General features: G+C 71.9%; 19 protein-coding genes. 5 read left to right on the top strand and 14 right to left on the bottom strand.

Annotated elements, in window-relative coordinates:
* Positions 1 to 71 precede the first annotated feature (71 nt).
* Positions 72 to 872 carry an ethanolamine ammonia-lyase subunit EutC gene (gene eutC / locus AC2XR2_RS24365; protein ID WP_381299088.1) on the bottom strand — a complete coding sequence of 267 codons (801 nt, stop codon included), beginning with the start codon at positions 870 to 872 and terminating at the stop codon, positions 72 to 74.
* Positions 869 to 2,254, bottom strand: coding sequence for an ethanolamine ammonia-lyase subunit EutB (locus AC2XR2_RS24360; protein ID WP_491516303.1), 1,386 nt, complete (start codon positions 2,252 to 2,254; stop codon positions 869 to 871). The genes eutC and AC2XR2_RS24360 overlap by 4 nt, the downstream gene beginning before the upstream one ends.
* A gap of 148 nt (positions 2,255 to 2,402) precedes the next feature.
* Between AC2XR2_RS24360 and AC2XR2_RS24355 the strand changes: the two genes are divergently transcribed.
* Positions 2,403 to 3,911, top strand: a complete 1,509-nt coding sequence (locus tag AC2XR2_RS24355) for an APC family permease (RefSeq protein WP_491516302.1) — start codon at positions 2,403 to 2,405, stop codon at positions 3,909 to 3,911.
* Here the strand turns inward: AC2XR2_RS24355 and AC2XR2_RS24350 are convergent.
* Entirely contained in the window at positions 3,908 to 4,399 is a 492-nt protein-coding gene (locus AC2XR2_RS24350; RefSeq protein ID WP_330265472.1) for a GbsR/MarR family transcriptional regulator, read from the bottom strand. The genes AC2XR2_RS24355 and AC2XR2_RS24350 overlap by 4 nt on opposite strands.
* Positions 4,400 to 4,473: 74 nt before the next feature.
* Between AC2XR2_RS24350 and AC2XR2_RS24345 the strand changes: the two genes are divergently transcribed.
* The 3 genes from AC2XR2_RS24345 to AC2XR2_RS24335 are packed head-to-tail and all read left to right on the top strand — an operon-like array spanning position 4,474 to position 7,216.
* Positions 4,474 to 5,361 (top strand): ABC transporter ATP-binding protein, encoded by an 888-nt coding sequence (locus AC2XR2_RS24345; protein WP_491516301.1) that lies wholly within the window; start codon positions 4,474 to 4,476, stop codon positions 5,359 to 5,361.
* Entirely contained in the window at positions 5,358 to 6,926 is a 1,569-nt protein-coding gene (locus tag AC2XR2_RS24340; RefSeq protein ID WP_491516300.1) for an ABC transporter permease, read from the top strand. Before AC2XR2_RS24345 ends, AC2XR2_RS24340 begins: the two co-directional genes overlap by 4 nt.
* Before the next feature lie 32 nt (positions 6,927 to 6,958).
* Positions 6,959 to 7,216: a hypothetical protein gene (locus AC2XR2_RS24335; RefSeq protein ID WP_491516299.1), complete on the top strand. Its 258-nt coding sequence runs from the start codon at positions 6,959 to 6,961 to the stop codon at positions 7,214 to 7,216.
* Positions 7,217 to 7,226: 10 nt separating this feature from the next.
* Here AC2XR2_RS24335 and AC2XR2_RS24330 read toward each other — a convergent pair whose 3' ends face one another.
* The 4 genes from AC2XR2_RS24330 to AC2XR2_RS24315 form a co-directional block, all read right to left on the bottom strand.
* Positions 7,227 to 7,679: a DUF5707 domain-containing protein gene (locus AC2XR2_RS24330; RefSeq protein WP_449348866.1), complete on the bottom strand. Its 453-nt coding sequence runs from the start codon at positions 7,677 to 7,679 to the stop codon at positions 7,227 to 7,229.
* A gap of 147 nt (positions 7,680 to 7,826) precedes the next feature.
* Positions 7,827 to 9,035 (bottom strand): cytochrome P450, encoded by a 1,209-nt coding sequence (locus AC2XR2_RS24325; protein WP_491516298.1) that lies wholly within the window; start codon positions 9,033 to 9,035, stop codon positions 7,827 to 7,829.
* The gene (locus AC2XR2_RS24320) at positions 9,032 to 9,244 is read right to left on the bottom strand and encodes a DUF397 domain-containing protein (protein ID WP_381299080.1); all 213 of its coding nucleotides are present in this window, start codon (positions 9,242 to 9,244) and stop codon (positions 9,032 to 9,034) included. The genes AC2XR2_RS24325 and AC2XR2_RS24320 overlap by 4 nt, the downstream gene beginning before the upstream one ends.
* Complete coding sequence (locus AC2XR2_RS24315; RefSeq protein ID WP_491516297.1) at positions 9,244 to 10,122, bottom strand: helix-turn-helix domain-containing protein; 879 nt, start codon at positions 10,120 to 10,122, stop codon at positions 9,244 to 9,246. The genes AC2XR2_RS24320 and AC2XR2_RS24315 overlap by 1 nt, the downstream gene beginning before the upstream one ends.
* Before the next feature lie 190 nt (positions 10,123 to 10,312).
* Between AC2XR2_RS24315 and AC2XR2_RS24310 the strand changes: the two genes are divergently transcribed.
* Positions 10,313 to 10,717, top strand: coding sequence for an ATP-binding protein (locus tag AC2XR2_RS24310; RefSeq protein ID WP_491516296.1), 405 nt, complete (start codon positions 10,313 to 10,315; stop codon positions 10,715 to 10,717).
* A 162-nt stretch (positions 10,718 to 10,879) separates the two neighbouring features.
* On the opposite strand, the gene AC2XR2_RS24305 is transcribed toward AC2XR2_RS24310, so the two are convergent.
* From AC2XR2_RS24305 to AC2XR2_RS24275, 7 genes are all read right to left on the bottom strand, one after another.
* Positions 10,880 to 11,545 carry a response regulator transcription factor gene (locus tag AC2XR2_RS24305; protein WP_123762148.1) on the bottom strand — a complete coding sequence of 222 codons (666 nt, stop codon included), beginning with the start codon at positions 11,543 to 11,545 and terminating at the stop codon, positions 10,880 to 10,882.
* Positions 11,542 to 12,918, bottom strand: a complete 1,377-nt coding sequence (locus AC2XR2_RS24300; protein ID WP_491516295.1) for a sensor histidine kinase — start codon at positions 12,916 to 12,918, stop codon at positions 11,542 to 11,544. The genes AC2XR2_RS24305 and AC2XR2_RS24300 overlap by 4 nt, the downstream gene beginning before the upstream one ends.
* A 122-nt stretch (positions 12,919 to 13,040) precedes the next feature.
* Positions 13,041 to 13,760 carry a response regulator gene (locus AC2XR2_RS24295; RefSeq protein ID WP_491516294.1) on the bottom strand — a complete coding sequence of 240 codons (720 nt, stop codon included), beginning with the start codon at positions 13,758 to 13,760 and terminating at the stop codon, positions 13,041 to 13,043.
* On the bottom strand, positions 13,757 to 15,202 hold the full coding sequence (locus AC2XR2_RS24290; RefSeq protein WP_381299075.1) for a sensor histidine kinase: 1,446 nt from the start codon (positions 15,200 to 15,202) through the stop codon (positions 13,757 to 13,759). Before AC2XR2_RS24290 ends, AC2XR2_RS24295 begins: the two co-directional genes overlap by 4 nt.
* A complete protein-coding gene (locus AC2XR2_RS24285; RefSeq protein ID WP_491518488.1) occupies positions 15,195 to 16,415 on the bottom strand; it encodes an acyltransferase family protein in 1,221 nt (406 codons plus the stop codon). The genes AC2XR2_RS24290 and AC2XR2_RS24285 overlap by 8 nt, the downstream gene beginning before the upstream one ends.
* Positions 16,416 to 16,455: 40 nt before the next feature.
* A complete protein-coding gene (locus tag AC2XR2_RS24280; RefSeq protein ID WP_491516293.1) occupies positions 16,456 to 17,601 on the bottom strand; it encodes an alpha/beta hydrolase in 1,146 nt (381 codons plus the stop codon).
* A 203-nt stretch (positions 17,602 to 17,804) separates the two neighbouring features.
* Positions 17,805 to 18,764 (bottom strand): alpha/beta hydrolase, encoded by a 960-nt coding sequence (locus AC2XR2_RS24275; protein ID WP_491516292.1) that lies wholly within the window; start codon positions 18,762 to 18,764, stop codon positions 17,805 to 17,807.
* Between the last annotated feature and the right edge of the window lie 90 nt (positions 18,765 to 18,854).

The following is an 18,854-nucleotide window of genomic DNA, read 5'->3' as shown; positions in this document are numbered from 1 at the left end:
GGTCACGGCCGGGTGAGCCCCTAGGGGCGCTCGGGGTCACCGCCGAGTGAGCCTCTTCCGGGCGCTCGGCGTCACGGCCGGGTGAGTTCCTCGGGGCGCTCGGGGGCGGCTCCGGGTGTTTCCTCGTGATCGTGGTCGTCCTTGAGCTCCACCCCGGTGCGCCCCAGTTCCCGCGCCCGCCCCATCAACCCCGCCAGCTTCCCGGCCGCCCCCTCGTACGACAGCCCCAGCGGTGGGCGGATGTTGGACAGGCAGTTGCGGTCGGCGTCGGTCGTCACGCCCGGCTTCGGGCCGTACGTCAGGTACGCGCCCAGCGAGTCCGCCGCCGACATCCCGGGGCGTTCGCCGATCAGCACCACCACCATCGCCGTGTCCATCGCCGCCGCCACGTCGTCGCCGAGGGCCACGCGCGCCTGTTCGGCGAGGACGACCGGGGCGATCCGCCAGTCACCGAGCCGTGCCGTCGTCGCGCGCACCACCGCCGCCGCGTGCTCGTGCACCGCCCGGCTGGACAGCCCGTCGGCGACGACGAACACCACGTCCCAGTCCCCCGTGGGCAGATGGGCCCGGTCCACCGGGTCGAGGCGACGGCCCAGGTCGGGACGCTGGAGGTAGGTGAGCCGGTCGGCGGCGGCACTGCGGACCCGTACCGTCGGCGTCCCGGGCAGCCCCGCCGCAATGACGTCCGGAGCGAACGGCGAGTGCACCGCGTCCCGGGCCGCCGCGTGGGCCGCCTGGAGTTCGAGGCGGTGCCGGGTGGGAAGGGCGGAACCGGCACGCCCGAGCCCGATCCGGGCCTGCGTGCGCCGCCGCAGCGCCGACCACAGGTCGGACGCCGCGAACTCCCCTGTCTGCACGGTCACTTCACTCACGCCGCGAGCTCCTTCCCGATCGCCGTCAGCGGATGCGAGGTCACTTCGCGGATCCCGCCCCGCTCGTCCAGCAGCCCGATCGAGTCGAGCCACGCCTCGAACTCCGGTGCCGGGCGCAGCCCCAGCACCTCCCGCAGGTACAACGCGTCGTGGTAGGAGGCCGACTGGTAGTTGAGCATGATGTCGTCGCCGCCCGGGGTGCAGATCACGAAGGACGCGCCGGCCACGCCGAGCATGGTCAGCATGGTGGCGATGTCGTCGTCGTCGGCGTCCGCGTGGTTGGTGTAGCAGATGTCCAACCCCATGGGCAGGCCGAGGAGTTTGCCGCAGAAGTGGTCCTCCAGGGCGGCCCGCAGGATCTCCCGGCCGTCGTAGAGGTACTCCGGGCCGATGAAGCCCACGACCGTGTTGACCAGCAGCGGGTCGTAGCGCCGGGCGAGCGCGTACGCCCGTGCCTCCACCGTCTGCTGGTCCACCCCGTGGTGCGCGCCCGCCGACAGGGCGCTGCCCTGCCCGGTCTCGAAGTACATGACGTTCCGCCCGGCCGTGCCCCGGTCGAGGGCCAGCGCCGCCTCGTACGCCTCGTCGAGCAGCCCCGGCGTCACGCCGAAGGACGCGTTCGCCGCCTGGGTCCCGGCGATGGACTGGAAGACCAGGTCGACCGGGGCGCCCTTCGCCATCAGCTCCACGCTCGTCGTGACGTGGCACAGCACGCAGGACTGGGTGGGGATCGCGTACCGCTGGATCACCCCGTCGAGGAGTTCGAGCAGGTCCCGTACGGCCTTCGGGCTGTCCGTCGCCGGGTTGATGCCGATCACCGCGTCGCCGGAGCCCAGCAGCAGCCCGTCGAGCAGGGCCGCGGCCACGCCCGCCGGGTCGTCGGTGGGGTGGTTGGGCTGGAGCCGGGTGGCGAGGCGGCCCGGGAGGCCGATGGTGGAGCGGAAGGCCGTCACCACCCGCACCTTGCGGGCCACGGCGACCAGATCCGCGTTGCCCATCAGCTTGGAGACGGCGGCGACCATCTCGGGCGTGAGCCCGGGCGACACGGCGGCCAGCGTCTCCGCGTCGGCTCCGGGAGACAGCAGCCACTCCCGGAACCCGCCCACCGTCATCGCGGCCACCGGTGCGAACGCCACCGGGTCGTGCGTGTCGAGGATCAGCCGGGTGACGTCGTCGCTCTCGTACGGGATCAGCGGCTCGGCGAGGAAGTCCGTGAGCGGCACCTCCGCCAGCGCCCAGCGCGCGGCGACCCGCTCCTGTGCGGAGGCGGCCGCGAGTCCCGCCAGCCGGTCCCCGGAGCGCTCGGGGCTCGCGGCGGCGAGCAGTCGGGCAAGGGTGTCGAAGCGGTAGCGGTGACCGCCGAGAACGGACGCGTAACTCATGCCGGTGACGCTACGAGCCGCATATTGCCACCAGATTTCTAAAGGTCTGGTTGACAAACATTTAACGCCCCGAGACCCTTGCTCGACTCATTCGGGCTACAGAGTTCCGGTTCGGCACACAGTGGACGAGCAAGAGAGGGGCCACCCGATGGCAGTGGACGAGGGAGTCGCCCCGGCGGCGAGGACGGACGGCGACGGTACGGTCCACCGACTGAAACCCAACGCCATCGGGTTGCTGGGCGTGGTCTTCATGGCCGTGGCGACCGCCGCCCCGATCACCGCGATGACGGGCAACGTGCCCTTCATGGTCTCGGCGGGCAACGGCATCGGCGCCCCCGCGAGCTATCTGGTCGCAATGGTCGTCCTGGCAATCTTTTCCGTTGGCTTCACCTCGATGGCCAAGCACATCACCTCGACGGGCGCCTTCTACGGCTTCATCTCCTACGGCCTCGGCCGCACCGCCGGTCTCGCCTCCGGACTGCTCGCCACCTTCGCGTACGTCGTCTTCGAGCCGGCGCTCATCGGCATCTTCTCGTCGTTCGCGACGGGGACGCTGAAGGACCAGACCGGGCTGCACATCCCGTGGTGGGCGTTCGCGGCACTGATGCTCGCGGTCAACGCGATGGGCACCTGGTTCGGCGTCTCGGTCGCCGAGAAGCTCCTCGTCGTGCTGCTCGCCACCGAGGTGACGGTCCTCGCCGCGATGGCCGTGTCGGTCGCCTTCCACGGCGGCGGCCCCGACGGCTTCAGCCTGGACCCGGTCAACCCGGTCAACGCCTTCAAGGGCACCTCCGCGGGCCTCGGCCTCTTCTTCGCCTTCTGGTCGTGGGTCGGCTTCGAGTCGACGGCGATGTACGGCGAGGAGTCCCGCAACCCGAAGAAGATCATCCCCAAGGCGACGATGATCTCCGTCCTCGGCGTCGGTGTCTTCTACGTCTTCGTCTCCTGGATGGCCATCTCGGGCACCGGCGAGTCGAAGGCCGTCGAGGTCGCCACCGCCAACCCGCTCGGGCTCTTCTTCGGCCCCACCGAGCAGTACGTCGGCCACTGGGCCGTGGACGTCATGCAGTGGCTGATGATCACCGGCTCGCTGGCCTGCGGCATGGCCTTCCACAACTGCGCCGCCCGCTACATGTACGCGCTGGGCCGCGAGGGCGTCCTGCCCTCGCTGAAGAACACGATCGGCCGCACCCACCCCCGGCACGGCTCACCGCACGTCGCGGGCCTGGTGCAGACGCTGGTGACGGCCGTACTCCTGGTGGCGTTCTGGGTGGCCGGCAAGGACCCGTACGACGGGACGTACGTGCTGCTCGCGATCCTCGGCACCATGGCGATCCTGATCGTGCAGGCCGTGTGCTCCTTCGCGGTGCTGGCGTACTTCCGCACGCACCACCCGGAGAGCCGGCACTGGTTCCGGACCCTCACGGCCCCGCTGGTCGGCGGCCTCGCGATGCTCGCCGTGGTCGTCCTGCTGGTGTCCAACATGAGCGCGGCGGCCGGCAAGGAGTCCGGCTCACTGGTGCTGAAGGCCACCCCGTGGCTGGTGGCGGCGGTAGCGGCGCTCGGCATCGGGTACGCCCAGTACCTGAAGCGGCGCTCGCCGGAGCGGTATCTGCTGCTGGGGCGGACGGTGCTGGAGGAGACCAGGGAACGCTAGGGGCTCCCGAACAGCTTCTCGCGGTGCACCCTCCACCGCTCCATCATGGCCGCGACCTCGCCCTCGACGAACTCGAAGAAGGCGAGCGTCTCGGCCATGCGGCGTCCGGCGGGAGTGTCGGCACCCAGACTGGCGACACCCTCCCGCAGGGCGCCCTCCCACCGCTTGATGACGGCCTCACGGTTGGTCAGGGCCTCGTACCACTGGTCGCCGTGCACCCGGTAGCGCTCCCGGCGCGACCCGGGCTCCCGCTCCCGCGAGACCATGTGCGTCTGGGCGAGGTAGCGCACCGCCCCGGAGACCGCGGCCGGACTGATCCGGAGCTGCTCCCCCAGCTCGGCGGAGGTCATCGTGCCCGCGTCGGAGGACAGGAGGGCGGCGAAGACCCGGGCCGGCATGCGCTGCATCCCGGCCTCCACGAGCTGGGCCGCGAAGCTCTCCACGAACTTCGAGACCGCGTCCGGGTCCCGCTCCACCGCATCCGTCATGGCCACCACCCTAACGGGGCTTCATACGCTTCCTTAACTTCACAAATTTCTGAAAGAAGCGTACGTTCTGAAGCATGACGAAGGCAATCACGGTCTCCGGGCTCCACAAGTCGTTCGGCGCCACCCACGCCCTCGACGGCCTCGACCTGGAGGTGACCACCGGCGAGGTGCACGGCTTCCTCGGGCCCAACGGCGCCGGGAAGTCCACCGCCATCCGCGTCCTGCTCGGCCTGCTGCGCGCCGACTCCGGCGCCGCGCAGGTGCTGGGCCGCGACCCGTGGGCCGACGCCGTCGAGGTGCACCGCCGGATCGCCTACGTCCCCGGGGACGTGACGCTGTGGCGCAACCTCTCCGGCGGCGAGGTCATCGACCTCTACGGCCGTCTGCGCGGCGGCCTCTCCCCCACGCGGCTCGCCGAGCTGATCGACCGCTTCGAGCTGGACCCCACCAAGAAGGGCCGCACCTACTCCAAGGGCAACCGCCAGAAGGTCGCCCTGGTCGCCGCGTTCGCCTCGGACGTGGACCTGCTGATCCTGGACGAGCCGACCTCGGGCCTGGACCCGCTGATGGAGGAGGTCTTCCAGCGCTGTGTCGAGGAGGAGCGCGAGCGCGGCCGTACGGTCCTGCTGTCCTCGCACATCCTGAGCGAGGTGGAGGAACTCTGCGACCGGGTCAGCATCATCCGCGCCGGCCGTACCGTCGAGACGGGTTCCCTCGCCGACCTGCGCCACCTCACCCGCACCAGCGTCACGGCCGAACTCGCGGGCGCCCCCAACGGGTTGGCGCAACTGCCGGGCGTCCACGACCTCGACGTCCAGGGCCGCAGGGTCCGGCTCCAGGTGGACACGGACCAACTCGACGCGGTGCTGAGGCAGTTGACCGACTCGGGCGTGCGCTCGCTGACGTCGACACCGCCGACGCTGGAGGAGCTGTTCCTGCGGCACTACCAGGAGGTGTCATGACCTCCCTCGCGGGCACCGGCGTACTGCTCCGCTTCAACCTGCGCCGCGACCGCCTGATGATCCCGGTGTGGGTGGCGGTGAACGCCCTGATGGTCCTGTCGATGCCGAGCACCCTGGAGGGCCTGTACGGCACCGAGACCGAGCGGGCCGACCTGCTGCGCCAGGTCGCCACCAACTCCTCCTTCCGCGCGCTGATCGGGCCCGTCTTCGGCGACTCCCTCGGCGCCCTCACCGCCTGGCGCGTCGGCGTCTACGCGGGCGCCCTCGCCGCCGTGACGAGCCTGCTGATCGTCGTACGGCACACCCGCGACGAGGAGGAGAGCGGGCGGCAGGAGCTGCTCTCCTCAGGGGTGGTGGGCAGTCGGGCGTCGCTGACGGCGGCCCTGCTGGCGGCGGCGACCGCGAACGCCGTCCTGGCCCTGCTGGTGACGGCGGGCCTGGCGGGCCGGGGAGCCGCCGGGGCCCTGGCGTTGGGCCTGGGCCTGGGGGCGGTGGGGATGCTCTTCGCGACGGCGGCGGCGGTCGTCGCACAGCTGACGGAGAGCGCCCGACTGGCGCGGGGCCTGACGGCGGCGGTGCTGGGCGCGGCCTTCGTGCTGCGGGCGGCGGGCGACTCGGTGTCCACGGACGGATCGTCCGTCCTGACCTGGCTGTCCCCGCTGGGCTGGCTGTCGCAGCTGCGGCCCTTCGCCGGTGAACGCTGGTGGCTGCTGGGCCTGTTCGCGGCGGCGGTGGCGGCCCAGGGCACGCTGGCGTACGTCCTGGCGGGCCGCCGGGACCTGGGCATGAGCTTCCTGCCGACGCGCCCGGGACCTGCCTCCGGCCGGCTGGGCACGGCGAGCGCACTGGCCTGGCGGCTCCAGCGGGGCGGTGTGCTCGGCTGGTCGACCGGCTTCTTCCTGGCCGGGGTGGTCTACGGCGGTCTGACGGACGGCGTGGCCGACCTGGTCGGCGACAACGAACAGGCCCGCGAGATCTTCGAGCGGATGGGCGGACGGTCCGGGATCACGGACGCGTTCCTCGCCTCGATGACCGGGATGCTGGGACTTCTCGCCGCGCTGTTCGTCGTCGCCGCCGTCCTGCGACTGCACGGCGAGGAGACCTCGGGGCGGGCGGAACCGGTGCTGGCGAACGCGGTGGGCCGGCTGCGCTGGGCCACCGGCCACCTGGTGATCGCCTTCGGTGGCTCGGTGCTCATCATGCTGCTCGCGGGTCTCGGCTTCGCCGTGGGCTACGGCAAGCAGGCCGGCCCCATCCTGGGCGCGTGCCTGGTGCAGGTGGCGGGGGTGTGGGTGATCGGCGGCCTCACGGTCCTGCTGTACGGCCTGGCCCCCCGTCTCGCGCCCCTTGCCTGGGGAGTCGCCGGTGCGGTGCTGCTGATCGGCTGGGTCGGCCCGGCGCTGGACGCCCCGCGCGCGGTGCTCGACCTCTCCCCCTTCGGCCACCTGCCGAAGCTGCCGGGCGGGGCGATGGAGTGGGGGCCGGTACTGATCCTGCTCGCGCTGGCGGCCGCCTTGGTGGCGGGAGGTCTCGCGGGCCTGCGCCGCCGGGACCTGACGACCTGAACCAGGGGCCGGGCAGGCGCGTCTTCGTCCCCGTGAAGCGGAGAGCGGACGGAGTGACGTGCGGGGGCTGCGCGCTCGCCGCGGCGGGTGCGATCGGGGCACCCTCGCTGTGGCTGTCCCTGCCCCGCACCCGGCGCCACCTGGGCGGGGGGTTCGAGAACGAGGGCATGGACTGGACGGTCCTGCTCACGGAGCTGCCGTTCGTGGTGCTGGGAGGAGCGTTGCTGCCCCTCCTGGCCCTCACGCTGCTGGTGCGGCTGACGGGCCGGGGGCGGCCCCGGCCGGACTGACCGGGCGGGGTCAGGCGACCGTGAAGTCGGCCGCCTTGGTGTCGAGGGTCGTGTCGCCGTCCTCGGCGGTGACCAGGACGGCCACGTGCCACTGACCCCGCGGGGAGCCCTCGGCGTCGGCGCGGGTGACGGGGACCTTGTAGGTGCACCGCTGGCTGTCCCCGCCGGAGGGCTTGCAGACGGCCGACTCGACGGCGGCCATGTCCTTGGCCGTCAGCCCCTTCTTCGCGAAGGACGAGTTCGCCGGCCAGGCCAGCACCTTCACGCTCTTGACGTCGGAGGACGCCGTGACCTCGGTGGTGAAGGTCAGCGAGCCGTCACGGTCGGCGGTGGGAGCGGTGTAGCGGGCCGTGCTGTGGGCCGGCGCCGGCGACTGGTCGCCGGCGTAGGCGAGGGCGAAGCCACCGGCACCACCGAGGACGACGACACCGGCGGCAACGGACACAGCGATACGACGCGACATGAGAACTTCTCCCCTGACAGGCTCAGTTGGACCCATCGGCGCTCTCGGTGGCGCCGTGGTTCCATACTGGCCGCGCGGCGAGCACCGGGTATGAGCACACGTACTCAACTGGAGCCTGAGTAACGGCCGTTGCGTCCCCGCACATACCTACGGCAGGACGTCGACGCGCAACCCCTCCAGCCCCCGGATCACGAAGTTCGGCTTCCGTTCCGGTTCCGCCGCCAGGGCGAGCGTGGGGGCCTTCTCCAGGAGGGCCGTCATGGAGGCGGCCAGTTCGATACGGGCCAGGGGGGCGCCGATGCAGTAGTGGATGCCGGCGCTGAAGGAGATGTGCGGGTTGTCGGCGCGGGTGAGGTCGAGGCGCTCGGGGTCGCGGAACACCCCGGGGTCGTGGTTGGCGGAGCCGAAGAGGAGGGCGATCTCGGCGCCGCGCGGAATGGTCGTGCCGTCGATCTCGGTGTCGTCCAGGACCCAGCGTTCGAAGAGCTGGAGGGGGGTGTCGTAGCGCATGAGCTCTTCGACGGCCCTCGGGACGAGGGAGTGGTCGGCGCGCAGTGCGGCGAGCTGTTCCGGGTTACGGAAGAGGGCGTACCAGCCGTTGACCGTGGAGTTCACGGTGGCTTCGTGACCGGCGTTGAGCAGCAGTACGGCCGTGGAGATCATCTCCTGCTCGGTGAGCCGGTCGCCCTCGTCGTGCGCGGCGATGAGCCCGGAGATCAGATCCTCACCCGGCTGCTTGCGCCGCTCGGCGATGAGCTCGCGCAGGTACTCGGAGAACTCGACCGACGCCCGCACCGCCCGCTCCGCCACGTCCTCGGACGGGTTCAGCTCGTACATCCCGCAGATGTCCGCCGACCAGGGCCGCAGCGGCGCCCGGTCCTCCTCGGGGATCCCGAGCATCTCGGCGATCACGGCGACGGGCAGCGGCTCGGCGACATCGGTGAGCAGGTCACCGCCGCCGGCCGCGACGAGCCGGTCCACCAGCTCACCGGCCAGGCCGGTCACATACGGCTTGAGCTGCTCGACCGTGCGCGGTGTGAACGCCTTCGACACCAGGCGCCGGATCCTGGTGTGGTCCGGCGGCTCCAGATCGAGCATCCCGTGGTCGTTGAGCGTGTGGAACGGCTCGTGCTCGGCGGGGGGCGCGGTCCGCCCGAAGTCCTCGTGCGTGAACCGGTGCTGGTAGGTCCGCCCGAGCCTGCGGTCCCTGAGCAGCGCGGACACGGCCGCGTGGTGCGGGACGAGCCACTGGTCCGTCGGCTCGAAGTACTGCACACGGCCCTTGGCACGCAGCTCGGCGTACGCGGGGTACGGGTCGGCGAGAAACGCCGGGTCCCAGGGATCGAAGGCGGTCATACGGGGACGCTAACCGCTGACGCGGCCTTCTGACCAGGGCCTTCCTTCAGGTGATCAACGAGCGCCGTGAAGGCGGGGGCGGGGAAGGTGAGGGTGGCACGGGCGGGGGCCTTGGAGTCACGGACGGCTATTCGGGGGTGTACGTCCGCGATCTCGACGCAGGTGTTGCCATCGCCGCCGTCGGAGTAGGAGGACTTACGCCAGTTCATCAGAGTTCCTTGGTCAGCCGGTGGACGAAGTCCCGCGACGCCACCGGATCCAGTGAGGCCTTCTCCACCCTACGGAGCAGTGTGCGCAGATGCTCCAACTGGGGTTGAGCGTCGATGAACGCGGTGCCGGTCGGCGCGTCACGCAGGCCTGTGTCCAGCTTGGGCACGGGCCCTCCCAGGTACATCATCGAGGCACCGGTACCCCCGAAACCGTCCTGATCGATGGGGATGACCCGTACCGAGGCGTGCCCGGCATCGATCTTCGCCAGGATGAACCGGAGTTGAGCCAGCGAAGCCCGGCGATCAGCCACGCGGACCCGCAGAGCGAACTCGTGGACGATGGTTTCGTACGGGGCCGGGGCGTCCCCTTCGATGACGGCACGCCGCCGCATCCGATGCTCCACACGAGTCGCCACCTCACTCTCGGGCAGCTCGGGGCGCATGTAGCCGAACACGGCACGCGCGTAGTCGGCGGTCTGCAACAGCCCCGGTACGTGCGTGATCACGACCTCGCGAATGAATGTCGCGTGGTACTCGACCTCAGCGGTGTCCAGGAACACAGGAGGCAGCACTCCTCGGTACTCCTCCCACCACCCTCGTGTGCGGTCGACCGCCATCGCGACCAGGGCGTCGACGAACCCCTCGTCAGCGCAGCCGTAGTGAGCCGCCAGGCGGCGAACTCGCTCCGCGCTGACCCCTGCGACGCCTGACTCGATCTGACTCATCTGAACCGAGTCCGCCCCGAGCAACTCCGCAGCCTCACGGGCCTTCAAACCCGTGGCCTCCCGCAGTTTGCGCAGCTCAGAAGCCAGCCGCACCCTGCGAGCGGTGAGATGCCTTTTCGGCGGCACGGCACCTCCCAACTGCCCTGTAGGCATAGCTCGTTCGAGTTCCAGAATACGACAACAGCTTGCAGCTCCCTAACTTTAGGAAGTACTGTCAGTGACGCGACGCACACGCTGCGGAACCCCGGGGTACCGGAAGCGCACCGCCCCGTCCTGCCATGACGGCGCGGCACTGCCACCGCCCGCCGACCGCAACCCCCCACCAGCCGAACGGAGTTGCCGCATGCCCGAACCCTGGGAGTACGTGCTCCACATCCCGAACGACCCCCGCGCCGTCACCGTCAGCCGCCGAACCCTGCGCCTCATCCTGACGATGCACGGCCTGATCACCCTGGTCGACACCGCGGAGCTGCTCGCCACCGAACTGATCTCCAACGCCGTACTGCACACCAAGGGTCCCGCGGCCCTGCGAGTGCGCTGGTCGCCGCCCGGAACGCTGCGCCTCGGCGCATGGGACGCGGACCCCGCGCCGCCCGAGCCGCCGACACCGTTGGATCACCTCAGCGACGCCGAGACCGGCCGCGGCCTCGCCCTGGTCAGCGCCTGTGCCGACCTGTGGGGCTGGCAGCCACTGTCCAGGAACGGCAACCGCGGCAAGTACGTGTGGTGCGAACTGGCCGCCGCGTGAGCCGGCCGCGACGACCGCGGTGCACAAGCCGCAGCCGGTGGCGGAGAAAGGGAGCCGACGCCATGACCACCCGCCCGGCAGGGTCCGCATCGCGCTCGTGTCACCCGTACGCTTCGCCGGTGGTGGCGCCGGACTTTGAACCGGCGGAGGCGGCCGGGCTCGTCAGCCCGGGGTCACCAGTCGTGCCTCGTAGGCGAACACCGCTGCCTGGGTGCGGTCCCTGAGGCCCAGTTTCACCAGGATCCGGCTCACATGGGTCTTGATCGTCGACTCGGCCACCACCAGGCGCCCGGCGATCTCCAGGTTCGACAGGCCCTGTGCGATGAGGACCAGTACCTCCGTCTCACGATCGGTCAGGTCACCGTAGGCCGTGTGGGCCGACGCGAGGACCCGCGGGGACTCGGACAGCTTGGAGAACTCCGTGATCAGGCGCCTGGTGACCGAGGGGGCGAGGAGAGCCTCGCCGGAGGCCACCACCCTTACCCCGTCCGCGAGTTGGCGGGCCGAGGCGTCCTTGAGGAGGAAGCCCGAGGCGCCCGCGCGCAGCGCCTGGTAGACGTACTCGTCGAGGTCGAAGGTCGTCAGGACCAGCACCTTCGACGTACCGTTCGCCGCGACGATCTCCCGGGTCGCCTCGATGCCGTTCAGCTCCGGCATCCGTATGTCCATCAGGACCACGTCGGGCGCCAGCTCCCGGACCCGGTCCACCGCCTCCCGGCCGTTGACCGCCTCACCGACGACCTCGATGTCCGGCATCGCGTTCAGCAGCACCGAGAAGCCCTCGCGGACCATCATCTGGTCGTCCGCGACCAGGACCCTGATCGTCATGCCGCTCCCTCGCCACTGAGCGGCACCGGCAGGAACACCGTCACCTCGTACCCTCCCTCGTCCGTGGCCTCCGCCGTCATCTCGCCGTTCAGCATGGAGACCCGCTCCCGCATACCGGTGATGCCGTGTCCCGCCCCCGGCGAGGGCTTCACCAGCGCCGGATGGGGCAGCGGACCGTTGACCACCCGCAGGCCCAGGCCGCCCAGCACATATCCGATCTCGACCCGCGCGCTCGCCCCGGGGGCGTGCCGCAGGGTGTTACTCAGGGCCTCCTGGACGATCCGGTACGCCGACAGCTCGACACCCTGCGGGAGTTCACGCACCGCGCCGGTGACCACCTTGTCGACGCTCAGGCCCGCCTCCCGCACATTGGCTATCAGCCCGTCGAGGTCGGCGAGGGTGGGCTGCGGGGCGTCCGGCGCCTCGTAGTCCTCGGCGCGGACCACCCCGAGGACCCTGCGCAGCTCGGTCAGGGCCGCCACCGCGTTCTCCCGGATGGTCGCGAAGGCCTTCTCCAGCTCCGGGGGCGGGTTCTCCACCCGGTAGGGGGCGGCCTCGGCCTGGATGGCGACGACCGACATGTGATGGGCCACCACGTCGTGCAGCTCACGGGCGATGGTCGTGCGCTCCTCCAGCAGGGTGCGGCGGGAGCGCTCGTGGGCGGTCACCGTCTGCTGGGCGGTCACCGTCTGCTGGGCGTCCCGGCGGATGTGCCAGACGCTCACGGCGAGCAGGGCCAGGGCGGAGACGAACAGCATCTCCACGGTGTTGGAGCGGTAGTAGTGACTGCCGCCGAGGGCGCCCTGCCATATCAGGCCGTAGGCCCCCGTCAGCAGCCACATCCAGGCCGCCGTACGCGGCCTGGTGCGCACCGCGACCACGGTGAGCACGACGAGGTGGCAGGCGAACCCCCCTGGCAGCCAGGGCCAGCCCTGCTGCCAGGAGTTGACGAAAGCCACCGGATAGATGATCGCGGTCGCGGCCAGCGACAGCCAGAAGGCCATGACGGGCCGGACCATGGTCAACAGGATCGGGGCCAGGGCGGACAGACCGACGAACAGGTTGGTGGTCGCGCCGCGGCCGCTGTTGTCCGCCCCGATGACCATCGCGAACAGGCCTGCCGCGGTGATCAGCGCGTGGGGCGTCCAGACGGCGTACTCCCGCAGCCGGCCGGAGAGCACGCGGGAGAGCCCCTTGTCGAGGGGCGTCGGCGGCAGCGGTCGGTAGGCGAACGCGTCGGTGATCAGGTCGTGCCGCAGGCCGCGCAGGGCGTCCACGGCGGCGCGGAACTCCGGGCTGCGCGACTTGTACGCGTCCTGTCCGCCGCTGCCGCCCTGCGGGAGTGTCGTGTGCGTCTCGGTCGTATGGGTCACAGTCGAAACGGTAGGCGGGGCCGGTGGTCCTCGTCGTCACCAGTGAGAGGGGTCCTCCGGCGTCCCTCTCAGGTACTACGGGTCCGGTACTTCGGGTCCGGGAGGGGCCGGCCGTCCACCCGTCAGTAGCCCGACGGTCTCACCAGCCCCGACTCGTAGGCGAACACCGCCGCCTGCGTACGGTCCCTGAGGCCCAGCTTCACCAGGATGCGGCCCACATGGGTCTTCACCGTCTGCTCGGCCACCACGAGCCGCCCGGCGATCTCCGCGTTCGACAGGCCCTGCGCGATCAGGGCGAGGACCTCCGTCTCCCGCTCGGTCAGCTCGCCGACCCGGCTCTTGAGCGGAGCGCGGGGCCGGTCGTCGAGACGGGAGAACTCGGCGATCAGGCGCCGGGTGATACCGGGCGCGAGAAGCGCGTCCCCGGCCGCCACCACCCGCACGGCCTCGGCCAGTTGCTCAGCCGAGGCGTCCTTCAGCAGGAACCCGGAGGCACCGGCCCGCAGCGCCTCGTAGACGTACTCGTCGAGATCGAAGGTGGTCAGCACCAGGACCCTGATCTCCGGGCGCTCACCGGTGATGATGCGGGTGGCCTCGATACCGCCCAGCTCCGGCATGCGGATGTCCATCAGGACGACGTCCGGGACGAGTTCGGCGACCTTGGCGACGGCGTCCAGGCCGTCGACCGCCTGCCCGATCACCTCGATGCCGGGCTGGGCGCCCAGCAGCACGCCGAAGCCCTGCCGGACCATCTGCTGGTCGTCGGCGATCAGTACGCGGATGCTGCCGCTCGCGCCGTTCATGGCGCTCGTGCCACTCGTGCCGCTCATGCCGCTCGTCATGCGGTGTCGTCCTTCGGGTCGTCGGCCGGGTAGGGGGTGGAGGGCGGGTCGGTGGGAGTCGTGGCCAGGGGAGTCCTGCCGGTGGCGGTCGGCGACTCGGGGAGCGCGTCCTTGTCGGCCGGGGACGCCGGGAGGTAGGCGTACACCTTGTAACCGCCCTCCTGCTGGGGGCCCGCCAGCAGGACGCCGCTGAGCATCGCCGCCCGCTCCCGCATGCCGAGCAGCCCGTGTCCGGCGCCCTCGGAGGGCGCGGCATGTCTCGTCGGGCGGGTGTTGGCGACCTCCACGACCACGCCGATCGGCAGGTACTCGATGTGGACGTGGGCCTGTGCGCCCGGCGCGTGCCGCAGGACGTTGCTGAGCGCCTCCTGCACTATGCGGTACGCCGACAGCTCCACGCCCGACGGCAACGACCACCGCTCGCCACTGCACCGGAGCGCCACCGTCAGCCCCGCCGCCCGGGTGTTCTCCACGAGCGCCTCGATCCGCTCCAGGGTGGGCTGCGGGGCGTGCGGCGCGGTGCCGGTGGCGGGGTCGGCGGGCCGCCCCGGCGCCTCGGGGTGCTCGGCCCGCAGCACGCCCAGGACCCGGCGGAGCTCGGTCAGCGCCTCCAGCGCGTTCTGCCGGATGCCGGCGAGGTTCTCCCGGAGCTCCTCGGACGGGTTCTCGACGAGGTGCGGGGCGACCTGCGCCTGGATGGAGATGACGGACATGTGGTGGGCGACCACGTCGTGCAGTTCACGGGCGATACGGCTGCGCTCCTCCAGCAGGGTGCGCCGGGCCCGCTCCTCCGTGGTGAGCGTGGTCTGCTCGACCAGTGCCCTGCTCGCCTCACGACGGCCCCGCAGGGCCGCGCCGAGCACCACCACCACGGTGAACAGGATCGCCGCGAGCACCCCGGTGGGCTGGAAGTCGGCCGCGCCCAGCACGCCCTCGATGAGATAGGTGAGCAGCAGTGTCAACGCCAGCGCCTCGACGGCCACCCGGGCGGGCACCCGCAGGGCGAGCAGCAGCAGTACGGCCAGGTGCGCGATGAGTCCGCCGACGCTCCACGGCCAGGTGAAGCCGTGCGCGCCACCGGCCAGCAGTTGCCGGCGCACTTCGAGAGCGCAGACCACCATGGCCGCGGTCGACAGCCACCACGCCGGGACGGGCCGCCACAACGCGAGCACGACGGCCGAACCCTCCGCGAGACTGATCGCGAAGGCGATGCTGCCTCCCACCCCGCCGCTGTCCTGCAGCTCCGCCAGGCCGCCGAACGTCACTCCGAAGGCGACCAGGCACAGCAGGCCGTGCGGGAGCCAGCGCAGCCAGACGGACGGCGGCAGCGGATCGGGCCGCATCGTGCACAGGTCGTCGCGCAGGACCCGCCACCAGCGCAGCAGTGTGCCCACGACCACCCGCCGGATCCCCGTTTCCGTCACGCCGCCCACCCTAGGCACGACGCACCTCCTTCGCTGCTGCCGGTGTCGCACGACGGTGGACTTGGATCACTCGTGACGGCCGCCCCCCGGCTCTGCGCGGCCCCTGCTCGAGCGAGCGGAAGGCCGCCCGGCAGACCGCGAGGACAAGGGCGAAGACCGGCAGCCAGGCCAGCCGGGCCGCCACCCAGCCCAGGCCGTCGGGAACGGTGTGCAGACCGGGGAGCCGGCCCGCGGCGAGACCGGTGGCCGTGGTGGCCATCAGCGCGGTCTGGTGCCAGAGGAAGATCGTCATCGCGGAGAGGTTGACCAGCGCCACCGCCGCCCAGGCCGACGGGCGGCGCATACCGCGGCGCAGTCGGTCGCGCAGCAGCAGGGCGCCACCGCACTGGGCCAGGCCGAAGGTGACGGCGGCCAGCGTCGGCGGGTTCAGGTTGGAGACCTGAGCCCCCGGCACCCCGACCATCGACGCCGGATACCCGGCCCACCCGACCAGCACCGCGGTCACCACGGCACCGCCGCCGAGCAGGAGCCACCCCGCGCGCCGCCCCTCCAGCTCACCCCGCGTCCAGGCCGCGCCCAGGGTGTAGGGCACGAGCCAGCCGGCCGCCAGATTGACCCAGCCGAGCCAGTCCGGGCCGCCGAAACCGAAGCGCACCAGGTCCACATGGACGACGACGGCCAGGGGCCACAGCGGGTGGAGCCGCCGCAGCAGCGGGGTCGCCGCCGTGAGGACGCCGAAGACCAGGAGGAACCACATCGGGGACAGGGCGAGCTTGACCAGGGTGCGGACCGTCCCGAACGGGGCGCCCGTCAGCAGCAGGGCCGTCGCCGCCACCGCCCACAGCGCGAGGACGGCGGCGACCGGCTTGAACAGCCGCGCCAGGCGGCTCTTCAGCCATTGCGGGTACGTCGTCCCGCGGGCGCGTGCCGAGGTGTAGCCGCGGGTCGCCACATGGCCGCCGACCAGGAAGAACACGGCCAGCGTCTGGAAGACCCAGGAGATCGGGGCCAGCCAGGGCATGCGCTGCAACGGGCTCGCGGTGTGCAGGGTGCCGCCGTCGGAGACCAGGGCCGTCACCAGCCAGTGCCCGAGGACCACACCGAGGATCGCGAAGGCGCGCAGGGCGTCCACGGCACGGTCCCGCTCGGGAGGTGTCACCGCGTCGATCCGCTCGGCGGCCTGTCGTATGCCGTGTGCGGCCTGGGGTATGGAGTGTGCGGCCCGGTGTATGGCGTCGCGTGCGGCGCCCCGGGGGTGGTGGGTGCGGTGGTCAGGCACGGGTCACCTCCGCGGTGTCGCCGAGAACGATCCGGGCGAGGTTGGTCAGGGAGACCGAACCCGGGGTGAAGTAGTCGCTGTGACCGCCCTCGCCCGCGGCGAAGACACGCGCGCCGAAGGCCGGGGAGACCGGGTCGGTGCCGAAGCCGACGGTGACGCCGAAGAGGTCGGTCCTCACATGGGGGACTTCGCCGACCCAGTCGTCCTTGCCCCGGCCCGCCCAGATCCGTGCGCGGGTGTGCAGGCCGGACGCGGTGTCCAAGCCGGTGCCGGGGCTGCCGAGGAGGGCCAGCTCGTCGATGTCCAGGTGGGCGGCGGCTCTGGCGCAGACGACGGAGCCGTAGGAGTGGCAGACGAGGGAGACGGTGGCCCTCGGACGGACGATGCCGTGGAGTCGGCGTATGAACTCCCTCAGCCCGGGGGCCGCTTCATCCGCTCTGTCCGTGGTCAGGACCGTGGTGCTGACCGTGTTCGGGGTGCGGTAGCCGAGCCAGGCGACGACCGCGGTGCGGGTGCCCCGGGGAGCGGTGCCGTTCAGTTGCCGGTGGAGGGCTTCGGCGGTGGCCCGGAAGCGGGGGTAGGTGTCCAGGGAGGTGTCGGAGCCGGGGACCAGGACCGCCACATGGTCGGCGTGGGCGAGGTCGCCGAAGACCTCCGTCGCCTTTCCGGCGCCCCGGCCGTCGAAGCCGAGGAGGTGACGGGCGGGGTCGGCGAGCTCCCGATCCGCCTCGGCGCGGTGGGTGTCGCCGTGGGCCGCGGCCATGCGGGCGGCCGCCTCGGCGTTGGCGCGGTTGGCGGTGTAGGCGCTGTCCAGGGTGGCCGCGGTGAGCTTCGGGAGCGCGGCCGGGGGTGGGGCGGGGATCTCCGGGCGGGCGGCGGCGGAGAGCGGCGCGACCACGGCGGTGACGATGAGGGTGGCCAGGAGGGCTCGCCGCCAGCTGTGCGTGCGGCGGGCCGCGACGGTGCCGGGCCCCTCATAACCGCCGGTCTCGTGAACGCCGGTCCCCTCGCTGCTGCCGACCCCGTGACCGCCGGTCCTCACATCGCTGCCGGCCCCGTCATCGCCGGTGCTCCGGTTGCCGCCCCCGTCACGCGACTCCCCGTACCCGCTACGCACCCTGCGCAGGATCCGCCCCATGGTCGTCTCCCCCTCCGCCCGGCCATCGGGCTTGTATGGATGGGAAGTTACGGATCGCGAGGCGTCGTCCGCGTCACGCCAGGGAGCTCTTCCGAGCCGTAGCTCTCAGGTATTACGGGTATCACCGGGAGGGGGCCGACGCGGCCCGGGGTACGGCGAAGCCCCCTCCGGCAAGCCCGCGCAGCAGCTCGCCGCGCTCACTGTCACCACGCCAGCTGTGCGATCTCCTCCGCCACCACCGCGCACGCGTCCGCCGCCGGGTCGATCAGGGGGAAGTGGCCGACCTCCTCCAGCAGCGTCAGGCCCACCACCTCGCCCGCCTTGGCCGCCGCGTCGGCGTACGCCTCGGCGACCGCCTGCGGCACGACCGTGTCGGCCCGCCCCTGGACGAGGGTCGTCGCGATACCGGTGGGCAGCAGGAGCGCGGGGTCGGCGTACGGCACCCGCTCGGCGAACCCCTCGTCCCCGCCCAGGAGTTGACGGCACGCCCCGCCGCACACGTCCAGCTTGTCGGCGACCGTGAAGTCGGCGATCGGGGCGAGGGCGACGACCCCGCGCAGCGGGGCCGGGCGGTCGGTGCGCCAGGCGGCGTCGGCCGGCAGCAGGTGTCGCGCCGCGGCCCACAGCGCGAGGTGGCCGCCCGCGGAGTGCCCGGTGACCACCATGCGGCGCGGGTCGGCCTGCGGGAGCGCCTCCCGTACGAGCGCCGGAAGCGCGTCCAGCGCGGCGGCCACGTCGTCGAAGGTCTCCGGCCACCGCCCGGCGACCGGCCCGACACCGGCGACATCACCGGCACCAGCACCCTCAACCCCGGCCCCGGCCCCGGCCCCAAGACCGTCAGCCCCGGACAGGCCCGCACCCCGCCGATACTCCACATTGGCCACCGCGAACCCGCGCCTGGCCAGGAAGTCCGCGAACGGGGTCACATGTTGCCGGTCGTAGCGCGCCCGCCACGCCCCGCCGTGCAGGACGACGACCAGGGGCACCAGACCGCCCCCCGGCGCCACGGCCTCACGCGGGGCGTAGAAGTCGATCACCTGGTCGGGGTCGTCCCCGTACGCCAGGCTGACGTCGGGGTCGACTGCCGGGTGCGAGAAGGCCGACTCCTCCTCGGCCGCGGCACGGGCTTCCGCGGTGGCACGACCTACGGCGTCGTCCGGCATGCTCCAACCTCTCAGCGACGAAACGGTTTTGACGGACCGTGAAGCATCCCGGAAGGAAATTCGGCCGTTGGCCGGGACGGTATCAGGCCG

The sequence above is a fragment of the Streptomyces sp. LS-MS-L19 genome (assembly GCF_058382285.1).
The sequence above is the reverse complement of the archived record's forward strand: the minus strand, read 5'-3'. Positions and strand labels throughout refer to the sequence as shown.

Bases quoted from the DNA above. Each gene is read 5' to 3' on its own strand.
- AC2XR2_RS24355 (WP_491516302.1), top strand. From the start codon at position 2,403: ATGGCAGTGGACGAGGGAGTCGCCCCGGCGGCGAGGACGGACGGCGAC.
- AC2XR2_RS24280 (WP_491516293.1), bottom strand. From the start codon at position 17,601: ATGGGGCGGATCCTGCGCAGGGTGCGTAGCGGGTACGGGGAGTCGCGT.
- AC2XR2_RS24320 (WP_381299080.1), bottom strand. From the start codon at position 9,244: ATGAACTGGCGTAAGTCCTCCTACTCCGACGGCGGCGATGGCAACACC.
- AC2XR2_RS24360 (WP_491516303.1), bottom strand. From the start codon at position 2,254: ATGAGTTACGCGTCCGTTCTCGGCGGTCACCGCTACCGCTTCGACACC.
- AC2XR2_RS24340 (WP_491516300.1), top strand. From the start codon at position 5,358: ATGACCTCCCTCGCGGGCACCGGCGTACTGCTCCGCTTCAACCTGCGC.
- AC2XR2_RS24295 (WP_491516294.1), bottom strand. From the start codon at position 13,760: ATGACGAGCGGCATGAGCGGCACGAGTGGCACGAGCGCCATGAACGGC.
- AC2XR2_RS24275 (WP_491516292.1), bottom strand. From the start codon at position 18,764: ATGCCGGACGACGCCGTAGGTCGTGCCACCGCGGAAGCCCGTGCCGCG.
- AC2XR2_RS24305 (WP_123762148.1), bottom strand. From the start codon at position 11,545: ATGACGATCAGGGTCCTGGTCGCGGACGACCAGATGATGGTCCGCGAG.
- AC2XR2_RS24345 (WP_491516301.1), top strand. From the start codon at position 4,474: ATGACGAAGGCAATCACGGTCTCCGGGCTCCACAAGTCGTTCGGCGCC.
- AC2XR2_RS24310 (WP_491516296.1), top strand. From the start codon at position 10,313: ATGCCCGAACCCTGGGAGTACGTGCTCCACATCCCGAACGACCCCCGC.
- AC2XR2_RS24325 (WP_491516298.1), bottom strand. From the start codon at position 9,035: ATGACCGCCTTCGATCCCTGGGACCCGGCGTTTCTCGCCGACCCGTAC.
- AC2XR2_RS24315 (WP_491516297.1), bottom strand. From the start codon at position 10,122: ATGCCTACAGGGCAGTTGGGAGGTGCCGTGCCGCCGAAAAGGCATCTC.
- AC2XR2_RS24350 (WP_330265472.1), bottom strand. From the start codon at position 4,399: ATGACGGATGCGGTGGAGCGGGACCCGGACGCGGTCTCGAAGTTCGTG.
- AC2XR2_RS24330 (WP_449348866.1), bottom strand. From the start codon at position 7,679: ATGTCGCGTCGTATCGCTGTGTCCGTTGCCGCCGGTGTCGTCGTCCTC.